The following is an 18,698-nucleotide window of genomic DNA, read 5'->3' as shown; positions in this document are numbered from 1 at the left end:
ATGTAGCTACTTCTTGCCCTTGTCCCCCGCGGCATCGGTGGACAAGGCCGCGACGAAGGCCTCCTGCGGCACGTCGACGCGACCGATGGTCTTCATCCGCTTCTTGCCTTCCTTCTGCTTCTCCAGAAGTTTGCGCTTACGGGTGATGTCACCGCCGTAGCACTTCGACAACACATCCTTGCGAATTGCCCGAATATTCTCGCGCGCAATGATTTTCGATCCAATGGCGGCCTGGATCGGCACCTCGAACTGCTGGCGCGGGATCAGCTCCTTGAGCTTGGTGGTCATCTTGTTGCCGTAGGCGGCGGCGCCGTCCTTGTGCACGATCGCGCTGAACGCGTCGACGGCCTCGCCCTGCAGCAGGATGTCGACCTTGACCAGATCGGCTTCCTGCTCGCCCGACTCCTCGTAGTCGAGGCTGGCGTAGCCCCGGGTGCGCGACTTCAGCGAGTCGAAGAAGTCGAAGATGATCTCGCCCAGCGGCATCGAGTAGCGCAGCTCGACGCGCTCCGGCGACAGGTAGTCCATGCCGCCGAGCTCACCGCGCCGCGACTGGCACAGTTCCATGATGGTGCCGATGAACTCGCTCGGCGCGATGACGGTGGTCTTGACGACGGGCTCGTAAACCTCGCGGACCTTGCCCTCGGGCCAGTCCGACGGGTTGGTCACGATGATTTCGCTGTTGTCCTCTTTGACCACTCGGTAGACGACGTTGGGCGACGTCGAAATCAGGTCCAGGTTGAACTCGCGCTCCAGGCGCTCCCGGGTGATCTCCATGTGCAGCAAACCCAGGAAGCCGCAACGGAATCCGAAGCCCAGCGCCACCGACGTCTCGGGCTCGTAGGTCAGCGCCGCGTCGTTGAGTTGCAGCTTGTCCAGCGCATCACGCAGATCCGGGTAGTCGGATCCGTCGACGGGATACAACCCCGAATAGACCATCGGCTTGGGTTCGCGGTAGCCCGTCAGCGCTTGCTTGGCGCCGTGGCGCTGGGTCGTCACGGTGTCGCCGACCTTGGACTGGCGGACGTCCTTCACGCCGGTGATGAGGTACCCGACCTCGCCGACCCCCAGGCCGTCGCTGACCTTCGGTTCGGGCGAGACGATGCCGACCTCGAGCAGCTCGTGGGTGGCGCCGGTCGACATCATCGCGATGCGCTCGCGCGGCGTGATCTTGCCGTCCACCACGCGGACGTAGGTGACCACGCCGCGGTAGATGTCGTAGACCGAGTCGAAGATCATGGCGCGGGCGGGCGCGTCGGCGTCGCCCTGCGGCGCCGGCACCTCGCGCACCACGTGGTCGAGCAGGTCGCCGACGCCCTCGCCGGTCTTGCCGGACACCCGCAGCACGTCGGTGGGTTCGCAGCCGATGATGTGGGCGATCTCGCCGGCGTAGCGGTCCGGGTCGGCGGCGGGCAGGTCGATCTTGTTGAGCACTGGGATGATGTGCAGGTCGCGATCCAGCGCCAGGTACAGGTTGGCCAGCGTCTGCGCCTCGATGCCCTGCGCGGCGTCGACCAGCAGCACCGCGCCCTCGCACGCCTCCAGCGCGCGGGACACCTCGTAGGTGAAGTCGACGTGGCCGGGGGTGTCGATCAGGTGCAGGACGTAGTCTTCGCCATCGACCTGCCACGGCAGCCGGACGTTCTGCGCCTTGATGGTGATCCCGCGCTCGCGCTCGATGTCCATCCGGTCCAGGTATTGCGCCCGCATCGACCGCTCGTCGACGACGCCGGTGAGCTGGAGCATCCGGTCCGCCAGCGTCGACTTGCCGTGGTCGATGTGAGCAATGATGCAGAAATTCCGAATCTGCGCCGGCGCGGTAAAGGTCTTGTCGGCGAAACTGCTGATGGGAATCTCCTGGTCGGCTGTGCTGCAAATCTGGGTTGAGCGGCGGTTTGTGGGCACATCCAGGGTATCCATGACCCGCCGTCCAGACACACTCGGACACAATCCCGCCCGGCCGCTCGCGTCTATGCTGCGAATATGGCGTCTGCCGGGAAATCGCAGTGGAAGACGTTCCAGCGGTTTGCCGAGAATCTGGTCGTCAACACGGCTCCCCGGCTCGTCCGGCACGTGCAGACGTCGCAGGTCGTGCTGCGAGAACTGCAGCACGCCGTGAAGATCACCGCGAACGTCATCGCCGCGGCCGCACCGCCACCGCCCGCCGCGATCACCGAGGGCCGGCCGGTGACCAGCGCCAGCACCCCCACCGCGCACCGCGCCCGCAAGGTCGTCTACGCCCCCGACCTCGACGGCCGGGCCGATCCCGGCGAGATCGTGTGGACGTGGGTGGTCTACGAGGACGATCCGACCCGCGGCAAGGACCGACCGGTGCTGGTCGTCGGCCGCGAGCGCAGCGTCCTGCTGGGCCTGATGCTGTCCAGCCAGGAACATCACGCGGCCGATCCGGATTGGGTCGGGATCGGTGCCGGCGACTGGGATTACGAGGGCCGGGCCAGCTGGGTCCGGCTGGATCGAGTGCTCGACGTGCCCGAGGAGGGCATTCGCCGCGAGGGCGCGGTCCTGGGACGCGAGACGTTCGACGTGGTGGCGGCGCGGCTGCGCGCCGAATATTCCTGGCGCTAGCTCGGCGAAAAAGGGCCGCGGTCAGCCCTGCGCGATGTAGGAGTGCAGCTGCTCCTGCTCGGCCTCGAGTTGCTCCATCCGCGTCTTCACCACGTCGCCGATGCTGACGATGCCGATGAGCTTCTTGCCGTCGAGCACCGGAACGTGACGCACCCGGTTGGTGGTCATCAGCCGGCTGATGGCGTCGACCGTGTCGGTCTTGGTGCAGGTGGCCACCATCGTGGTCATGATCTTGGAGATCGGCCGGGACAGCACGCTGGCGCCGTGGGTGTGCAGCTGGCGCACGACGTCGCGCTCCGAGACGATTCCGACGACACCCTCGTCGCCCACCACGACCATGGCGCCGATGTTCTGCTCGGCGAGGCCGGCGAGCAGCTCGGCAACCGTGGCGTCGGGGTTGATCGTCGTCACCGCCGCACCCTTGTTCCGCAAGACGTCCGCGATCCGCATCAAGCCTCCCGCCGTTGTGATCTGCTTCACACAGGCTACGGCCAACTCGCGCGGCGGGAAAGCCAACGCGAAAACCGGCAGCCAGCAGGCGCCATACCCTCAGGTCCGCGGCCGAAAATCAGCACCGGCGATCGGAGTGAAATCTTGGCCCGCAACCGATGTGTGTCCGCCGAATCGGCCGCCGCGCGGCGGCTCGGCTTGCGAGGATTGGGGACATGATCGAGATCATCCTGCTGGGCACCGGCAGCCCGATACCCGACCCGAACCGCGCCGGCCCCTCGACACTGGTACGGGCCGGAGGACAGGTGTTCCTGGTGGACTGCGGCCGTGGCGTGCTGCAGCGCGCCGCCGCGGTCGGCGTGAGCGCCAGCGGGCTGTCGGCGCTGCTGCTCACGCACCTGCACAGCGACCACATCGCCGAGCTCGGCGACCTGCTGATCACCCGGTGGATCAGCACCTTCGACCCCGACCCCACGCCGCTGCCAATCATCGGGCCGCCGGGCACCGCCGAGACGGTCGACGCGATGCTCAAGGCGTTCAGCCACGACATCGGCTACCGGATCGCCCATCACGCCGATCTGAATGCGCCGCCGGCGATCGAGGTGCACGAGTACACCGAGGGCTCGATCTGGGCCCGCGACGGCGTCTCGATCCGGGTGGCACCCACCGATCACCGCCCGGTGGCGCCGACCATCGGGTTCCGGATCGAATCCGGCGGCGCCGCAGCGGTATTGGCTGGGGATACCGTGCCCTGCGCCACTCTCGACGAGCTGGCGGCCGGCGCGGATGCGTTGGTGCACACCGTGATCCGCAGGGACATCGTCATGAACATCCCGCAGCAGCGGCTGCAGGACATCTGCGACTATCACTCGTCGGTGGAGCAGGCCGCGGCGACCGCGGCCCGCGCGGGTGCGGGCACCCTGGTGATGACGCACTATGTCCCGGCCCTGGTGCCAGGCCAGGAAGAACAGTGGCGGGCGCTGGCGGCGTCGGAGTTCAACGGGCGCATCGAACTCGGCGACGACCTGCTCCGCGTCGAGGTCTCGCCGTCCTGACGCGGCCGACTAGGCCAGCCGGGTCACCTCGACCACCACGTCGAGGTCGGTCGCGCCCTGCCCCGAGTAGATCCCCTTCAGCGGCGCCACGTCGGTGTAGTCGCGGCCGACGCCGACGCTCACGTAGCGTTCGTCGATTTCGCTGTCATTGGTGGGGTCGTAGTTCCACCAACCGTCGGTCCAGGCCTGCAGCCACGCGTGGCTTCGGCCGTCCACGGTGTCGCCGATGACGGCGTCGCGATTGGGATGCAGGTATCCCGAGACGTAGCGCGCGGGAATCCCCATGCTGCGCAACAACATCAGCGACAGGTGCACGAAGTCCTGGCAGACGCCCTTGCCCGCCTTCAGCGCGTCCAGCCCCGACGTGTGCACACTGGTGGTTCCGGGCAGATAGTCGAGCTCGCCGTGCACCCACTTGGCCGCGGCGACAACGGCTTCGGCGGGGTCCCGGTTCTTGGCGATCTTCTTGCCGATCGACTTCAGCCGCTTGCCTTCCGGGGCGTGCTCGGTGGGCCGCAACAGTTCGTCGAAACGGTCGATCACCGCGTCGGACTGCAGGTCGTCCCAGCCGACGTCGGTCGCCGGCGGCTCCGGGCGTTCGGTCTCGACGACCGACGACGACGTCACCGTCAGATCGGCGTGCGGCGCGTGCAGGTCGAATGCCGTCACTGCGGTGCCCCAGTAGTCGATGTAGCGGTAGGACCGGGTCGCGGGGATGGTTTCGACGCGGTTGAGGATGACGTTCTGCCGGGTGTCCGACAGCGGCGTCAGGCGGGCCTCGTTGTAGGAGGCGATCACCGCCGACTGGTAGGCATACCCGGTCGTGTGCACCACACGCAGCCGCCACATCAGGCGTCCCCCTGCCTGCTCACCAGCCCGGCACCGGCGTCCGACCACGCGACCCACGGGGTGACATGGAAGTACTGCAGCGCCAACGCTTCTCCGACGTCACTACAGGTTTTCTGCAGCCCGGCCAGCCGGCTCTCCAGCGACTCGAGCAGCACACCGGGCTGGACGAACTCCAGCTCGCTGCGCGCCCGGCCGAGCAGGCGTTGTGCCTCGGCGGTGGCCCCGATTCGGCTCTGCGGACTGTGCACCAGCTCGTCGAGGTTGTCTTCGGCCAGCCTTAGCGAGTAGTACACCGAACGCGGAAAAAGCCTGTCCAGCAACATGAATTCGACCACCCGGCTGGCGTCGAGCACCCCGCGGTAGGTGCGCAGATACGTGTCGTGCGCACCCGCCGACCGCAACAGCGTCACCCACGCCGGCGACGACGCGCTGTCCCCCACCCGTGACAGCAGCAGCCGCACCGTCATGTCGACGCGCTCGATCGCGCGGCCCAGCAGCATGAAGCGGTACCCGTCGTCACGCGACAACGTCGAATCGGCCAGGCCGGCGAACATCGCAGCGCGGCTCTCGATGAACGACAAAAACCCATGCGGCCCAAGGCGTTTGGCTGAACGCTGGCGTTCGCCCAGCGCGTTGTAGGTGGTGTTGAGGCACTCCCAGATCTCGCTGGACGTCACCTCGCGCGCCGATTTCGCATTCTCGCGCGCGGCCGTGATCGCGGCGACGATCGACGAGCCGCCCCGGTTGTCGGTGCTGTAGGCCACGACATCGGTCAGCGACCACACGTTCAACTCCTGCTTCGGAGCCTCGATGCCGAGGACCCTCAGCAGCACTCGGGATGCCTGGTCGGGGTCGACGCTGGAATCCTCGAGCAACTGGTGCAGCGCGACGTCGAGGATTCGGGCGGTGTCGTCGGCCCGCTCGACGTAGCGGCCAATCCAGTACAGCGCCTCGGCATTACGGGCCAGCATCGTCGACCGCCTTTTGCTGTTGGCGCTGCTGTCGCTGCTGCCGGGGCTGCCCATTCTGCGGCGGATCGGCGGATTGTTGCGCCGACCTCGACGCCCCGTCCGGCGCCGCATCCGACATCGACGCCGGCAGCGAACGCACCACCTCGGCGGCGCCCAGCTCACGGTCGGCGGAAGAGGCCCGCGACGCCAGCACCCAGGTGTCCTTCGAGCCGCCGCCCTGACTGGAGTTGACCACCCGCGAGCCCTCGACCAGGGCCACCCGGCTCAACCCGCCCGGCAGCACCCACACCTCGTCGCCGTCGTTGACCGCGAAGGGCCGCAGGTCGACATAGCGCGGCGCCAGGGTGTTGTCGATCTGCGTCGGCACGGTCGACAGCTCCATCATGGGCTGGGCGATCCAGCTGCGCGGATCGTCGCGGATCTTCTTGCTGATCGCGGCCAGCTCCTTCTCGGAAGCCTCCGGGCCGAAGACGATCCCGTAGCCGCCCGACCCCTCGACCGGCTTGACGACCAGCTCGGCGATCCGATCGAGCACCTCTTCGCGCTCGTCGTCGAGCCAGCAGCGGAAGGTGTCGACGTTGGCCAGCAGCGGCTTTTCGCCCAGGTAGTACTCGATCATCGTCGGCACGTAGGTGTAGACGAGTTTGTCGTCGCCGGCGCCGTTGCCGATCGCGCTGGAGATGACGACGTTGCCGGCGCGCGCGGCGTTGACCAGACCCGCGACCCCGAGCACCGAGTCGGCCCGGAACTGCAGCGGGTCCAGGTAGATGTCGTCGATGCGGCGATAGATGACGTCGACCTGGCGCTCACCCTCGGTGGTGCGCATGTAGACCTGGTTGTCGCGGCAGAACAGGTCGCGGCCCTCGACGAGTTCGACGCCCATCTGCCGGGCCAGCAGCGAATGCTCGAAGTACGCGGAGTTGTAGACCCCCGGGGTCAGCACCACCACCGTCGGGTCGGCCTCGTTGGTGGCCGCGGAGTTGCGCAGCGCCCGCAGCAGGTGCGACGAGTAGTCGTCGACGGCGCGCACCCGGTGGGTGGCGAACAGGTTGGGGAAGACCCGCGCCATCGTGCGCCGATTCTCCATGACATAGGAGACGCCGGACGGCGAGCGCAGGTTGTCCTCGAGGACCCGCCAGGTGCCCTTCTCGTCGCGGATCAGGTCGATCCCGGCGACGTGGATGCGCACGCCGTTGGGCGGGACGATGCCCATGGCCTGGCGGTGGAAGTGTTCGCAGGAGGTGACCAGCCGGCGCGGGATGACGCCGTCGCTCAGGATTTCCTGGTCGCCGTAGATGTCGTCGAGGTACATCTCAAGGGCTTTGACGCGCTGGATGATGCCGCGCTCCAGCCGGCTCCACTCGGCGGCCGAGATCACCCGCGGCACCAGGTCCAGCGGAAACGGCCGCTCCTGGCCGGACAGCGAGAAGGTGATGCCCTGGTCGATGAACGCGCGGGCCAGCGCTTCGGAGCGGGCCTCGAGGTCCGAGGCGTCCGACGGCGCGAGCTCGGCGTAGATGCCCTTGTACGGTCCGCGGACGTTGCCCTGGGCGTCGAACATCTCGTCGAAGGCCAGCTCGTAGGAGTCCGAGGTGGTGTTGTAGCCGCCGAAAATCCGCTCGTTGCGCGCGAGGGAGCCCTTGGCATCGCGGGATCCACGCCTGGCTTTATCCAGTTGAAGACTCACTTTTCAGATGCTGCCTCAAATTGACGTTATGGCAGGCCACGGGTTCCCGTTTTGGGAGAAAACGTAACCGACTGCTAACCTGGGCAGTCGCAATCGGGTGTGGGACTCCCCGAGACGAAGACTGCAAATCTGAGGAAAAGACGAAGGAATCTCCGTGGCCAACATCAAGTCGCAGCAGAAGCGCATCAAGACTAACGAGCGCGCCCGCCTGCGCAACAAGTCGGTGAAGTCCTCGCTGCGTACCGCCGTGCGCGCGTTCCGCGAGGCCGCCGAGGGTGGCGACAAGGAGAAGGCCACCGAGTTGCTGGTCGCGACCAACCGCAAGCTGGACAAGGCTGCGACCAAGGGCGTGATTCACAAGAACCAGGCGGCCAACAAGAAGTCCGCGCTGGCCCGCGCCCTCAACAAGCTCTGAGACCACCGGGGCACTCGCCCTACCGGCCGCCGTCGGCCACCAGTTCGGCAACTTGCCGCACCGCTGATTCCAGCGCGTAGTCGGCGTCCGCCGCGGCTCCCTTGACGTTCGCGTTGAGCGCCGCCACCACTTTCATGGCCTCCGCCACCGAGTCGCGCGACCATCGCCGCGACTGCTTCTGTGCCTTCTGCACCCGCCACGGCGGCATGCCCAGCTGCCCGGCCAGCCGGTAGGGGTCGCCGGACAGCGGCCCGACCCGCCCGATGGTGTGCACGGCCTCGGCCAGCGCATCGGCCAGCACCACCAGCGGCTCACCGCGCATCATCGCCCACCGCAGCGCCTCGGCGGCGCCCGCGACGTCGCCGGCGACGGCCTTGTCGGCGATGTCGAAGCCCTTCACCTCGGCCTTGCCGCTGTGATAGCGGCGCACCGCGGCGGCGTTGACCTCGCCGGCGGTGTCGGCGACCAGCTGCGAGCACGCCGCGGCGAGCTCGCGCACGTCGGAGCCGACGGCGTCGATCAGGGCGGTCACGGTCTCCTCGTCGACCTTGACGCGCAGCGCACGGAACTCCTTGCGGATGAAGTCGACGCGCTCGCCGACCTTGCTGATGCGCGCGCACGGATGCACCACGGCGCCAAGGGATTGCAGCTCGGTGGCCAGCGCCTTGGCCCGTCCGCCGCCGGAGTGCACGACCACCAGCACGGTGCCGGGCGGAATGTCGGCGCAGGCCGACGCGATCATCGCCGCGGCCTCCTTGCCCGCTTCACCGGCGGCCTCCAGCACCACGACGCGCTCGTCGGCGAACAGCGACGGGCTCAGCAGCTCGGCGAGCTCGTAGGTGCTGACGTCGCCCGCCCGCATGCGGTTGACCGGCATCGCGTCGGGGTCGGAGCCCCCGCTCTTGCGCGCCGACTGCAGCACCTCGGCCACCGCGCGCTCGACCAGCAGCTCTTCGTCTCCCAGGACCAGGTGCAACGGCGAAACCTCGCTCACCCCTTGATGGTGTCACGCCGCACCGACCGAATCAGAACGCCCATGGGGCCGGCGGGCCCGGTGATAGCTTGCTGATCGAGCGACACGACAACGGGGGTGGCTGATCGCGGCCCTGCCAGGAAACCGAGAGCCATGTCGAAACCGGCATCCGAATCGCCGTCCGGCCACGCGGATGATTCCCCGCCCGAATCCGCGGACCCGCCGGGGCAGCCCAAGCCGACGGACTACGACGCGTTCCTGTCGTATGCGCATCACGACCGTCAGGTGGCCGCCGGCATCCAGAAGGGGCTGCACCAGATCGGGCGGCGGCTGGGCCAGCTGCGCGCGCTGCGCGTGTTTCGCGACGACACGGACCTGACCGTCAGCCCGGACCTGTGGGGCAAGATCACCGACGGCCTCGACCGGGCGCGCTATCTGGTGGTGGTCCTCTCGCCGGAAGCCGCCCAGTCGTATTGGGTGAACCAGGAAGTCAGCTACTGGCTCGAGCGCGGCGGCCGCGAGCGTCTGCTGCTGGTGCTGGCACGCGGACAGCTGCAATGGGATCCGGTGCACGCCCGGTTCGATCCAGACGTCTCGGATGCGGCGTTGCCGGTGTTGACGGAGCGCGGGTCGCTGCCGGCCGAACCGTTCTTCGTCGACGTCAGCGACGATGCGCCGTGGGACCCGAACGCCGCGGGGCCGCGCGAGAAGATCACCGCGCTGGCGGCCCCGATTCACGGCAAGCCGAAGGACCAACTCGCCAGCGACGACCTACGCGAACAGCGGCGGTTCCGTCGGTTGCGCGCTGCGGCCATCGCCGGGTTGGTGCTGCTGACCGTCCTGGCCGTCGTCGCGGCGCTGATCGCCATCGGCCAGCAGCGCGAGGCGGTCCGCCAGCGTCAGGCCGCCATCCAGCAGCGGGATCAGGCCATTGCGCTGAAGTTGACGTCGCAGGGCCAGGCCATGCTCGGCGGCGTGCAAGGCGGCGGCGACGAGCGGGCGATTCAACAGATCCTCGCCGCCCGGGCGATCGCGCCGGGCACCGGAATCGGCGCGCTGCTGGATACGGTGGCCGCCCGGAGCGCCACCCTCAAGATCCTTCCGCTGTCGCCGACGACCGACGGGGTGATGGCGCTCGGCCCGGACGGGCGGCGCATTGTGACCGGCGGCAGCGACAAGGCGCTGCGGCTCTGGGACGCAGCCACCGGCGCGGCCGTCGGCACCCCGCTCGCCGGGCACACCGACGACGTGACCGCAGTGGCGTTCAGCCCCGACGGGCGGCGCATCGCCTCCGGTAGCCGGGACAACACGGTGCGGCTGTGGGACGCGGCGACCGGCGCGCCGATCGGCGGCCCGTTCGTCGGGCACACCGAGCCGGTGTCCAGCGTGGCGTTCAGCCCGGACGGGCGGCGCCTCGTTTCTGGCAGCTGGGACGACACGGCCCGCCTCTGGGACACCGGCACCGGCGCGCCGATCGGCGGACCGCTGCGAGGCCACGCCAACGACGTGATCAGCGTGGCGTTCAGCCCCGACGGGCGCCGCATCGCCACGGGCAGCACCGACTACACGGTGCGACAGTGGGACGCGGCCACCGGCGCACCGATCGGCGCTCCACTGACCGGCCACACCGACAACGTTGCCAGCGTGGCCTTCAGCCCCGACGGGCGCCGCATCGCCTCCGGCAGCTGGGACGACACGGTCCGGCTCTGGGACGCGGCCACCGGCGCGGCCGTCGCCGCCCCGCTGAGCGGCCACACCGACAACGTCACCAGCGTGGCGTTCAGCCCCGACGGGCAACGCGTGGTGTCCGGCAGCTGGGATAAAACGTTGCGGCTCTGGGACGCCGGCACCGGTGCCCCGATCGGGACACCGCTGACCGGGCACACCGACTACGTCACCACCGTGGCGTTCAGCCCCGACGGCAAGCGCATCGACTCCGGCAGCCGCGACGGCACCATGCGACTGTGGGCGGCCGACCCGGACGCCGCGATCGGCACACCGCTGGTCGGCCACACCGACACCGTGACCAGCGTGGCCTTCAGCCCCGACGGCAAACGCATCGTCTCCGGCGGCTACGACAACACCGTGCGGCTGTGGGACGCCGCGACCGGCGCGCAGATCGGCACCCCGCTGACCGGCCACACCGGCTACGTGACCGGCGTGGCCTTCAGCCCCGACGGCAAACGCATCGTCTCGGGCAGCTGGGACAGGACCCTGCGGCTCTGGGACGCGGCCACCGGCGCGCCCATCGGCGCCCCGCTGACCGGCCACACCGCCAATCTGACCAGCGTGGCCTTCAGCCCCGACGGCACCCGCATCGCGTCCGGCAGCGGCGACCAAACCGTGCGGCTGTGGGACGCCGCGACCGGCGCGCAGATCGGCACCCCGCTGACCGGCCACACCAGCTTCGTGCAGAGCGTGGCGTTCAGCCCCGACGGCAAACGCATCGTCTCCTGCAGCTGGGACAACACGCTGCGGCTGTGGGACGCCGGCACCGGCGCGGCCATCGGCGGCCCAATCACCGGCCACACCAACCACGTGCGCAGCGTCGCGTACAGCCCCGACGGGCGACTCATCGCGTCGGGCAGCTGGGACAAGACCGTGCGGCTGTGGGACGGCGCCACCGGCGCACCGGTCGGCACCCCGATGGTCGGCCATAGCGCGGCGGTGCTCGGCGTGGCGTTCAGCCCGGACGGTCGGTACATCGCGTCCGCGGGTACGGCCAAAACGGTGCGCCTGTGGGACGCCGTCAGCGAGCAACAGGTCGGCGCACCGCTTTACGGGCACACCAGCCGGGTGACCAGCGTGGCATTCAGCCCCGACGGGTGGTACCTCGTGTCAGGCAGCGAGGACCACACGCTGCGGCTGTGGCCGGGCCCGGCGGCGTGGCCGGACCTGTTGTGCGACAAGCTCACTGCGAACATGAGCCATCGGCAGTGGAGCGACTGGGTGTCCCCCGACATCGGCTACATCACGGTGTGCCCGCGCCTGCCCGTCGCGCCCGACTGATCACCGCCGGGCAGATCAGCTCCCGCCCGCCTCCTGCAGCAGGGCGAGCGCGGAGGCGTGGGTGATCTTCCAGCCGCCTTGATCGACGAAGGTTATGTTGCGGGTAGTCGGCGCGACCTTCGGACCTGAGATGGTGACGTCGACCGTGGCCGAATTAGCCCCGGCCGCATGGATATTCGCCAGGCTCGCCGTCAGCGGCACCTCGCCCCGGGCGACGGCCTGCTTCATCCGCACATCCGCGATGCGCGCTTCGACCGGACTGATGCCGCCCTCGACCAGATAGCTCTTGTTGGCGAACGGAACGCCGGGGTCCTGCAACGCGTTGAGCACGCCCAGCAATTGGTCGACGGTCGGAACGTCGGCCGCTGGGTCCAGCGGCAGCGGCAGGTCGAGGACGACGAGGCGCGCGGGCGCCGCGGGGCTCACCACGGCGACCGACGTCATCCCGGCGCCGGCGACTCCGATGGCGACCGCGACGCCGACGAGCGTTTTGATGGGCATGCTGTCCCTTCGATTCGGACGTACCAGAGGCCGATGATATCGCCGGTGACAGCGTCGAATTCGGTATTCGCACGCAATCGGGCGACGACACCTAACCGGAGAACAGCCAGGCCACGGCGGCCAGCGCGGCCACGCCCGTCGCGATGCGAAACGGGCGCCACCGCCACAGCACGAACCCGAACACCGCGACGGCGCCGACGATCGCGACGCCGGGCACGCCCTCGGGCATCGGGATCGTCGCGCCGGGCAAGCCACCCGCCCACCTCGCCACCCCCAACACCCACCACAGTTCGGGACCGGTGAAACGGATCAGCAGCTGCGCACCGGCCGGCCACCCCACGCACAGCAGCGCCGCGGCGCTGCCCAGCACGGTGATCGGCGCGATCACCGGCGCCACCGCGATGTTGGCGGCCGGCGCGACCAGGCTGAAGCGCCCCGAGATGCCGGCCACCAGCGGGGCGGTCACCAGGTGTGCCGCCGCCGCCACCGCGAGCGCCTCCGCCAACGGTTTGGGGCAGCCCCTGGCCACCAGGCGCCGCGACCACGCCGGGGCGATGACGACCAGCGCGGCGGTCGCCACCGCAGACAGCGCGAAGCCGACGTCGACGGCCAGCTGTGGGGCGACGGCCAGCAGTATCAGAATCGTCGCCGACAGCGCCGGAATCGCTTGGCGCCGACGGGAAGACAGGATCCCCAGCAGCGCGATGGCGCCCATCACGGCAGCGCGCAACACGCTCGCGGTCGGCTGCACGACGATGACGAACGCCACCAGGGCGATGGCCGCGGCCAGCACGGCCGTCCGCCGGCCGATCAGCCGCGCGCAGAACAACACCGCCGCGCACACGATCGTGACGTTGGCCCCCGACACCGCCGTCAGGTGTGTCATCCCCGCCGCGCGAAATTCGCCGGCAGTGTCGGTGTTGAGCGCCGAGGTGTCGCCGAGGACCAGCGCGGGCAGCGCCGCGGCCTGATCGGCCGGCAGCACGTCGCGAACCGCGGCGGCGAACCGGCTGCGCACCGCGTGGGCGGCGCGCTGGATCGTTCCGGCCCGGCCCATCGTCGGGCGACCGGCCGCGTTGAGCACCGCAACCGTCAGGTCGTGGCGAGTCGGGCGAGTGATCCGGGCGCTGAACCGCACCGGCTGGCCGACCATCACGTCGCCGAAGTCCGAGGCGCGCGCGAATACGACGACCCGTCCCGAAGTCTCGTCGGCGCCCGCGCGCTGCAGGCTAGCCCGGAACATCAGCCGGCCCCGGCCCAGCGACTGCGGGCTTTCGGTCGGCGTGACCGTCACGGGCGCGGTGGTTCCGAATGCGGCGGTAAGCGGGTGGCGAGCGACCGCCTCGGCCCGCAGGCCGATCGCCAGCCCGAACCCCGCGCCCACGACACCGCACGCGACCAGGCCGGCGCCGATGCGCCGCAGCCGTGCGCCGGTGCGGGTTGCCCAACACAGCAGGGCCGCCCCGGCAACCAGCGCGACGCTGCCCAGCGCCAGCGCGCGGCCGACCGGCCACACGATCCCCGCGGCGGTGACGATCCAGCCGGTGAGCGCGGCGGGAACCAGGCGGACGTCGATGTGGGCCGGCGCCGCGTCGCCCAGGCCAGGATGCTGCACCGGCGTCAGACACGGACCAGCGCACGCAACTTGTCCAGCCGCGCCGGGCCGATGCCCTCGACGTCGCCGAGCTGGTCGACGCTGGTGAACTTGCCGTTGGCCTGCCGCCACGCCACGATCGCCGCGGCGGTGACCGGTCCGACGCCGGGCAAGGCATCCAGCTGTTCGGTGGTCGCGGTGTTGAGATCGACCGCCCCGCCGGCCTTCGGCTTGCCCGGGCCCGGGCGCGGCGCCGGCGGTTTCGAGGCCGGCGGCGAACCCGGCGTCACGGCGCTGCCCAGCGCCGCGGGCTGCCCGGGTGCCGGGGCAAGCCCGACGACGATCTGCTCACCATCGCCGAGAGGTCGGGCCATGTTCAACCCGATCGTGTCCGCGCCGTTCACGGCGCCGCCGGCGGCCTGCAGCGCATCGGCGATGCGCGCGCCGGGAGCCAACGTGACCAGGCCGGGGGTGCGCACCAGGCCGACGACGCTCACGACGACCGGGCGATCAGGAGCGGCCGACGGGCTCGCCGAGGAGCGGAGGCTCGTCGTGGACGCCTTCTCCACCGGCGGCAGCTTGGCGGACATCACCGGCGCCGGCCGGTCGCGCACCAGCGTGAAGATCGTGATCAGCACCGCCAGCACGGCCACCGCCCCCAAGCCGATCGCGCCGGCGCGCCCGGGATCGGCGCGCAGCCGGGCCAACCAGCCGTCGCCCTGGGAGGCGTCGGGCAGCCAGCGTGGCAGCAGCGAATTCTGATCCTCATCCGGCGCGTCGGGGCCGGATTCCGCGTCCGGATCGGGATCGTGCGGCTCGGTATCCGGGGCGGCGCCGAGCCGTCGCTGCAGCCGATCGGCGGGAAGTTCTGCTCGCATGGGCCGACGGTAGGTGCGCCGACCCCCAAACCGCTCCGCCCGAGGGCGTCGGCGCGGCCCGTTGTGGACTAACCGGAGGCTGTGCACAGGCACAGCGGCCGATAGGTCAAGATGGAAGTTGGAACGCGTCGCTCATCTCACCGAAGCGAACGCCACGTTCACCCCCCATGCAAAGGAGGCAGCCATGCAACTGGCGCTCACACCGGAGGAAGCCGCGTTCCGCGACGAACTTCGCAACATCTTCACGACGAAGATCCCGCAAGAGATGCGCGACCGGGTGCGTCAGGGCTCGGCCGAGGCCAACCGCGACGACATCGTCACCAGCCACAAGATCCTGCACGAGCACGGCCTGGCCGTACCGAGCTGGCCGGTCGAGTGGGGCGGCAAGGACTGGACCGCCACCCAGCACCAGATCTGGGCCGACGAGATGCAGCTGGCGTGCGTCCCGGAGCCGCTGAATTTCAACACCAAGATGGTCGGCCCGGTGATCGCCGAGTTCGGGTCGCAGGAGATCAAGGAGCGCTTCCTGCCGCCGACGGCCGCCCTCGACATCTGGTGGTGCCAGGGATTCTCCGAGCCCGAGGCCGGTTCGGACCTGGCCTCGCTGCGCACCACCGCGGTCCGCGACGGCGACAGCTACGTCGTCAACGGTCAGAAAACGTGGACCACGCTGGGCCAGTATGCGGACTGGATCTTCTGCCTGGTCCGCACCGACCCCCAGGCACCCAAGCGCCAGGCCGGCATCTCGTTCCTGCTCTTCGACATGAATACGCCCGGCATCACCCTGCGGCCCATCAAGACGATCGACGGTGGCCACGAGGTCAACGAGGTGTTCTTCGAAGACGTCCGGGTGCCCGCCAATCAGCTTGTCGGAGAAGAGAATAAGGGCTGGACGTACGCGAAGTTCCTGCTCGGCAACGAGCGCACCGGCATCGCGGGCGTGGGGCGCACGAAGGTGCGCCTGGCGGAGGTGAAGAAGTTCGCCAACGAAACCGGGATCATCTCCGACCCACTGTTCGCCGCCCGGCTGGCCGAGGCCGAAAACGAGCTGCTGGCACTGGAACTCACGCAGTCGCGGGTGGTGACCGACTCGGCCGACGGCCAGCCCAACCCCGCGTCGTCGGTACTCAAGCTGCGCGGCAGCCAGCTGCAACAGATCGCCACCGAGCTGCTCGTCGAGGTGGCCGGCCCGGATGCGCTGCCCGCCAACGGCGCAGACATCGCGTCCCCGAGCTGGGCACAACACAGCGCGCCGCACTACCTCAACTACCGCAAGACGTCGATCTACGGCGGCAGCAGCGAGGTGCAGCGCAACATCATCGCGTCCACCATTCTGGGATTGTGAGGCAGCCATGGACTTTCAGCTGAGCGACGAGCAGGGCCTGCTCCGCGACACCACCCGCGACCTGCTGTCGCGCACCTATGACCCCGAGACCCGCAACAAGGTCATCGGCTCCGATCTGGGCTGGAGCCGCGAGGTGTGGAGCCAGCTCGCCGACACCGGAATCCTCGGCCTGGGCTTCGATCCCGACGAGTCGGGCCCGATCGAGATCGCGGCGGTGCTGACTGAGGTCGGGCGCCGGCTGGCCCCCGAGCCGATCCTGCACGCCGCGCTGGGTCCCGGCGCGCTGATCGCCGAGCTGGGCACCGACGAGCAGAAGCAACTGCTCGACGAGGTCGCCGCCGGGCAGCGGTTGCTGGCGTTCGCCCACCTCGAGCCCAAGCAGCGCGACCTGAGCAAGGCGGTCGCGACTAAGGCTGTGCAGCAAGGGGATTCGTGGGTCGTCAGCGGCCAGAAGAACCCGGTGCTGGCCGGCGACAGCGCGGACACGTTGGTGGTCAGCGCGGCGCTGCCCGACGGCGGCACCGGGCTGTTCCTGGTCGACGCGAGCGCAGTCGCCCGTCAGCCGTACCGGACCTTCGACGGCCAGCGGGGCGCCCAGGTCGACCTGGACTCCGCACCCGCCGAACCCCTCGGCCAAGCGGCCGACGCCACCCAAGCCATCGTCGGCAACATCGTGCGCGTCCAGGCGGCGCTGTGCGCCGAGGCCCTCGGCGCGATGGAGGAAGCGCTGCGCCTGACCACCGACTACCTGAAAAGCCGCAAGCAGTTCGGGGTGACCCTCAACAAGTTCCAGGCGCTCACGCAGCGCGCCGCGGACATGTACGTCTCGCTGGAGCTGGCCCGCAGCATGAGCATGTACGCGTCGATGTCGATCGCCGACGGCACGATCGACCCGATCATCGCCTCGCGCGCCAAGCTGCAGATCGGCCGCTCCGGCCGGCACATCTCCCAGGAGTCGATCCAGATGCACGGCGGCATCGGGGTGACCGCGGAATACCCGGTCAGCCACTACGCGGCCCGGCTCACCGCGATCGAGCAGACCCTGGGCACCTCGGGCGAGCACCTGCACAACCTGATCGACCACATCGGCGACTACGACCTGGCCCGCCTGTAGCGCATGGCCGAAAGGCTGTGCCCCGGACCGTGATCCGCGGGCCGAACGTCGAGTTGTCGGGCCGTGATGGCTGGTTCGGGCCCAACAAGTCGACGTTCGTGCACCGGCTCCCGACGCGGTTCGCATAATGAGTCAACCCGCACCGGCAAAGGAGCCACGATGACCACAGCCAGCACCGACCGTCCCTTGCGCGTAATCCAGTGGACGACCGGCAATATCGGACGGCGGTCGCTGCACGCCATCATCGGCAGGCCGGACATGGAGCTGGTCGGGGTCTACGCGCACGGCGCGGACAAGGTCGGAGTCGACGCGGCCGAACTCTCCGGCTGGCCCGAGCCGACGGGCGTGCAGGCCACCAACGACATCGACGCGCTGATCGCCCTGGGCGCCGACGCCTGTTGCTATAACCCGTTGTGGCCCAACGTCGACGAACTGGTTCGGCTGCTGGAGTCCGGCGTCAACGTGTGCTCCAGCGCCGCGTGGATCACCGGCGGCAAGCAGACGCCGCAGGACCGCAAACGCATCGAGGACGCCTGCCGGAAGGGCAACACGACGATCTTCGGCAGCGGCGCCCACCCCGGGATGACGAACATGGTCGGCATGGTCCTGTCGGCCTCCTGCGAACGGGTCGACGAAATCCGCATCACCGAGTCGGTGGACTGCTCCACCTACGAGTCCGCGGAAACCCAGACCGCGATGGGCTTCTCGCAAGACCCCGAAACCCCCGGCCTGGCCGAGAACGTGCGACGGGAAAGCGAGGTGTTCGCCGAGTCGGCGGCGATGATGGCCGACGCCATCGGGGCCAAGCTGGACCGGATGACCTTCGACGTCACCTTCACCCCCGCCACCGGCGACTCCGATCTGGGCTTCATGAAGATCCCCGCGGGAACCGTCGGCGGCGTCTACGGCTACCACCGGGGCTGGCAGGGCGATCGCAACATCGTCAGCGTCGGATTCAACTGGACGATGGGCAGTCACGTGAACCCGCCGAAGCCGCTCGAGCACGGCCACGTCATCCAGGTCTTCGGGTTGCCCAACATGCGGACAGTCCTGCACTGCCTGCCGCCGAAGGAGTGGACGGAACCCGGATTCATGGGTTTGGGAATGATTTATACGGCGATGCCGGTTACCAATGCGGTCCCGGCGGTGGTGGCTGCCGCACCCGGGATCATGACGCTTGCCGATTTGCCGCCGGTAACCGGCCGCGTCGCGACCTGACCCTATGGCGTTGGCCACAACGAGTGGACCCGGAGGAACGGTTCCGTGCCTTA

General features: G+C 69.3%; 16 protein-coding genes. 7 read left to right on the top strand and 9 right to left on the bottom strand.

The genetic code is table 11. From position 1 onward, the window contains the following. Window positions 1–6: 6 nt before the first annotated feature. Window positions 7–1,920, bottom strand: coding sequence for a translation elongation factor 4 (gene lepA / locus MRAB57_RS18855; RefSeq protein ID WP_077088696.1), 1,914 nt, complete (start codon window positions 1,918–1,920; stop codon window positions 7–9). Between the two features lie 63 nt (window positions 1,921–1,983). On the opposite strand from lepA, the gene MRAB57_RS18850 reads away from it, so the two are divergent. Continuing rightward, on the top strand, window positions 1,984–2,586 hold the full coding sequence (locus MRAB57_RS18850; RefSeq protein ID WP_077088695.1) for a type II toxin-antitoxin system PemK/MazF family toxin: 603 nt from the start codon (window positions 1,984–1,986) through the stop codon (window positions 2,584–2,586). Window positions 2,587–2,607: 21 nt separating this feature from the next. Here MRAB57_RS18850 and MRAB57_RS18845 read toward each other — a convergent pair whose 3' ends face one another. Next, the gene (locus MRAB57_RS18845; RefSeq protein ID WP_077090688.1) at window positions 2,608–3,036 is read right to left on the bottom strand and encodes a CBS domain-containing protein; all 429 of its coding nucleotides are present in this window, start codon (window positions 3,034–3,036) and stop codon (window positions 2,608–2,610) included. Window positions 3,037–3,251: 215 nt separating this feature from the next. Between MRAB57_RS18845 and MRAB57_RS18840 the strand changes: the two genes are divergently transcribed. Beyond that, window positions 3,252–4,091 (top strand): ribonuclease Z, encoded by an 840-nt coding sequence (locus tag MRAB57_RS18840; RefSeq protein ID WP_077088694.1) that lies wholly within the window; start codon window positions 3,252–3,254, stop codon window positions 4,089–4,091. 9 nt (window positions 4,092–4,100) lie between these two features. Here the strand turns inward: MRAB57_RS18840 and MRAB57_RS18835 are convergent, their stop codons facing one another. From MRAB57_RS18835 to MRAB57_RS18825, 3 genes are read right to left on the bottom strand one after another with little or no spacing between them, the layout of a single operon-like run. Beyond that, entirely contained in the window at window positions 4,101–4,940 is an 840-nt protein-coding gene (locus MRAB57_RS18835) for a transglutaminase family protein (protein WP_077088693.1), read from the bottom strand. Further along, window positions 4,940–5,911, bottom strand: coding sequence for an alpha-E domain-containing protein (locus tag MRAB57_RS18830; protein ID WP_077090687.1), 972 nt, complete (start codon window positions 5,909–5,911; stop codon window positions 4,940–4,942). Before MRAB57_RS18830 ends, MRAB57_RS18835 begins: the two co-directional genes overlap by 1 nt. Then, on the bottom strand, window positions 5,898–7,598 hold the full coding sequence (locus MRAB57_RS18825; RefSeq protein ID WP_077088692.1) for a circularly permuted type 2 ATP-grasp protein: 1,701 nt from the start codon (window positions 7,596–7,598) through the stop codon (window positions 5,898–5,900). Before MRAB57_RS18825 ends, MRAB57_RS18830 begins: the two co-directional genes overlap by 14 nt. A 154-nt stretch (window positions 7,599–7,752) precedes the next feature. On the opposite strand from MRAB57_RS18825, the gene rpsT reads away from it, so the two are divergent. Then, window positions 7,753–8,013: a 30S ribosomal protein S20 gene (gene rpsT, locus MRAB57_RS18820; protein WP_077088691.1), complete on the top strand. Its 261-nt coding sequence runs from the start codon at window positions 7,753–7,755 to the stop codon at window positions 8,011–8,013. A 19-nt stretch (window positions 8,014–8,032) separates the two neighbouring features. Here rpsT and holA read toward each other — a convergent pair whose 3' ends face one another. After that, a complete protein-coding gene (gene holA / locus MRAB57_RS18815) occupies window positions 8,033–9,007 on the bottom strand; it encodes a DNA polymerase III subunit delta (protein WP_077088690.1) in 975 nt (324 codons plus the stop codon). Window positions 9,008–9,139: 132 nt separating this feature from the next. Here holA and MRAB57_RS18810 point away from each other — a divergent pair, with 132 nt between their 5' ends. Further along, window positions 9,140–11,995 (top strand): TIR domain-containing protein, encoded by a 2,856-nt coding sequence (locus tag MRAB57_RS18810; RefSeq protein WP_083743455.1) that lies wholly within the window; start codon window positions 9,140–9,142, stop codon window positions 11,993–11,995. 15 nt (window positions 11,996–12,010) lie between these two features. Here the strand turns inward: MRAB57_RS18810 and MRAB57_RS18805 are convergent, their stop codons facing one another. The 3 genes from MRAB57_RS18805 to MRAB57_RS18795 all read right to left on the bottom strand — a co-directional run bounded on the left by MRAB57_RS18805 (window position 12,011) and on the right by MRAB57_RS18795 (window position 14,968). Continuing rightward, window positions 12,011–12,496, bottom strand: coding sequence for an MTB12 family secreted protein (locus tag MRAB57_RS18805; RefSeq protein ID WP_077088689.1), 486 nt, complete (start codon window positions 12,494–12,496; stop codon window positions 12,011–12,013). Between the two features lie 91 nt (window positions 12,497–12,587). After that, window positions 12,588–14,111, bottom strand: a complete 1,524-nt coding sequence (locus MRAB57_RS18800; RefSeq protein ID WP_425436759.1) for a ComEC/Rec2 family competence protein — start codon at window positions 14,109–14,111, stop codon at window positions 12,588–12,590. Window positions 14,112–14,116: 5 nt separating this feature from the next. Then, window positions 14,117–14,968 (bottom strand): ComEA family DNA-binding protein, encoded by an 852-nt coding sequence (locus tag MRAB57_RS18795; protein ID WP_077088688.1) that lies wholly within the window; start codon window positions 14,966–14,968, stop codon window positions 14,117–14,119. 184 nt (window positions 14,969–15,152) lie between these two features. Between MRAB57_RS18795 and MRAB57_RS18790 the strand changes: the two genes are divergently transcribed. From MRAB57_RS18790 to MRAB57_RS18780, 3 genes are all read left to right on the top strand, one after another. Continuing rightward, window positions 15,153–16,313, top strand: coding sequence for an acyl-CoA dehydrogenase family protein (locus MRAB57_RS18790; RefSeq protein WP_077088687.1), 1,161 nt, complete (start codon window positions 15,153–15,155; stop codon window positions 16,311–16,313). Window positions 16,314–16,320: 7 nt separating this feature from the next. Further along, the gene (locus tag MRAB57_RS18785) at window positions 16,321–17,427 is read left to right on the top strand and encodes an acyl-CoA dehydrogenase family protein (protein ID WP_077088686.1); all 1,107 of its coding nucleotides are present in this window, start codon (window positions 16,321–16,323) and stop codon (window positions 17,425–17,427) included. Window positions 17,428–17,586: 159 nt separating this feature from the next. Next, complete coding sequence (locus MRAB57_RS18780; RefSeq protein WP_077088685.1) at window positions 17,587–18,645, top strand: NAD(P)H-dependent amine dehydrogenase family protein; 1,059 nt, start codon at window positions 17,587–17,589, stop codon at window positions 18,643–18,645. The last annotated feature ends 53 nt before the right edge of the window (window positions 18,646–18,698 follow it).

The organism is Mycobacterium rhizamassiliense, assembly GCF_900157375.1.
In the GTDB taxonomy this organism is placed as follows: domain Bacteria; phylum Actinomycetota; class Actinomycetes; order Mycobacteriales; family Mycobacteriaceae; genus Mycobacterium; species Mycobacterium rhizamassiliense.
This window is presented reverse-complemented; position numbering and strand designations above follow the sequence as displayed.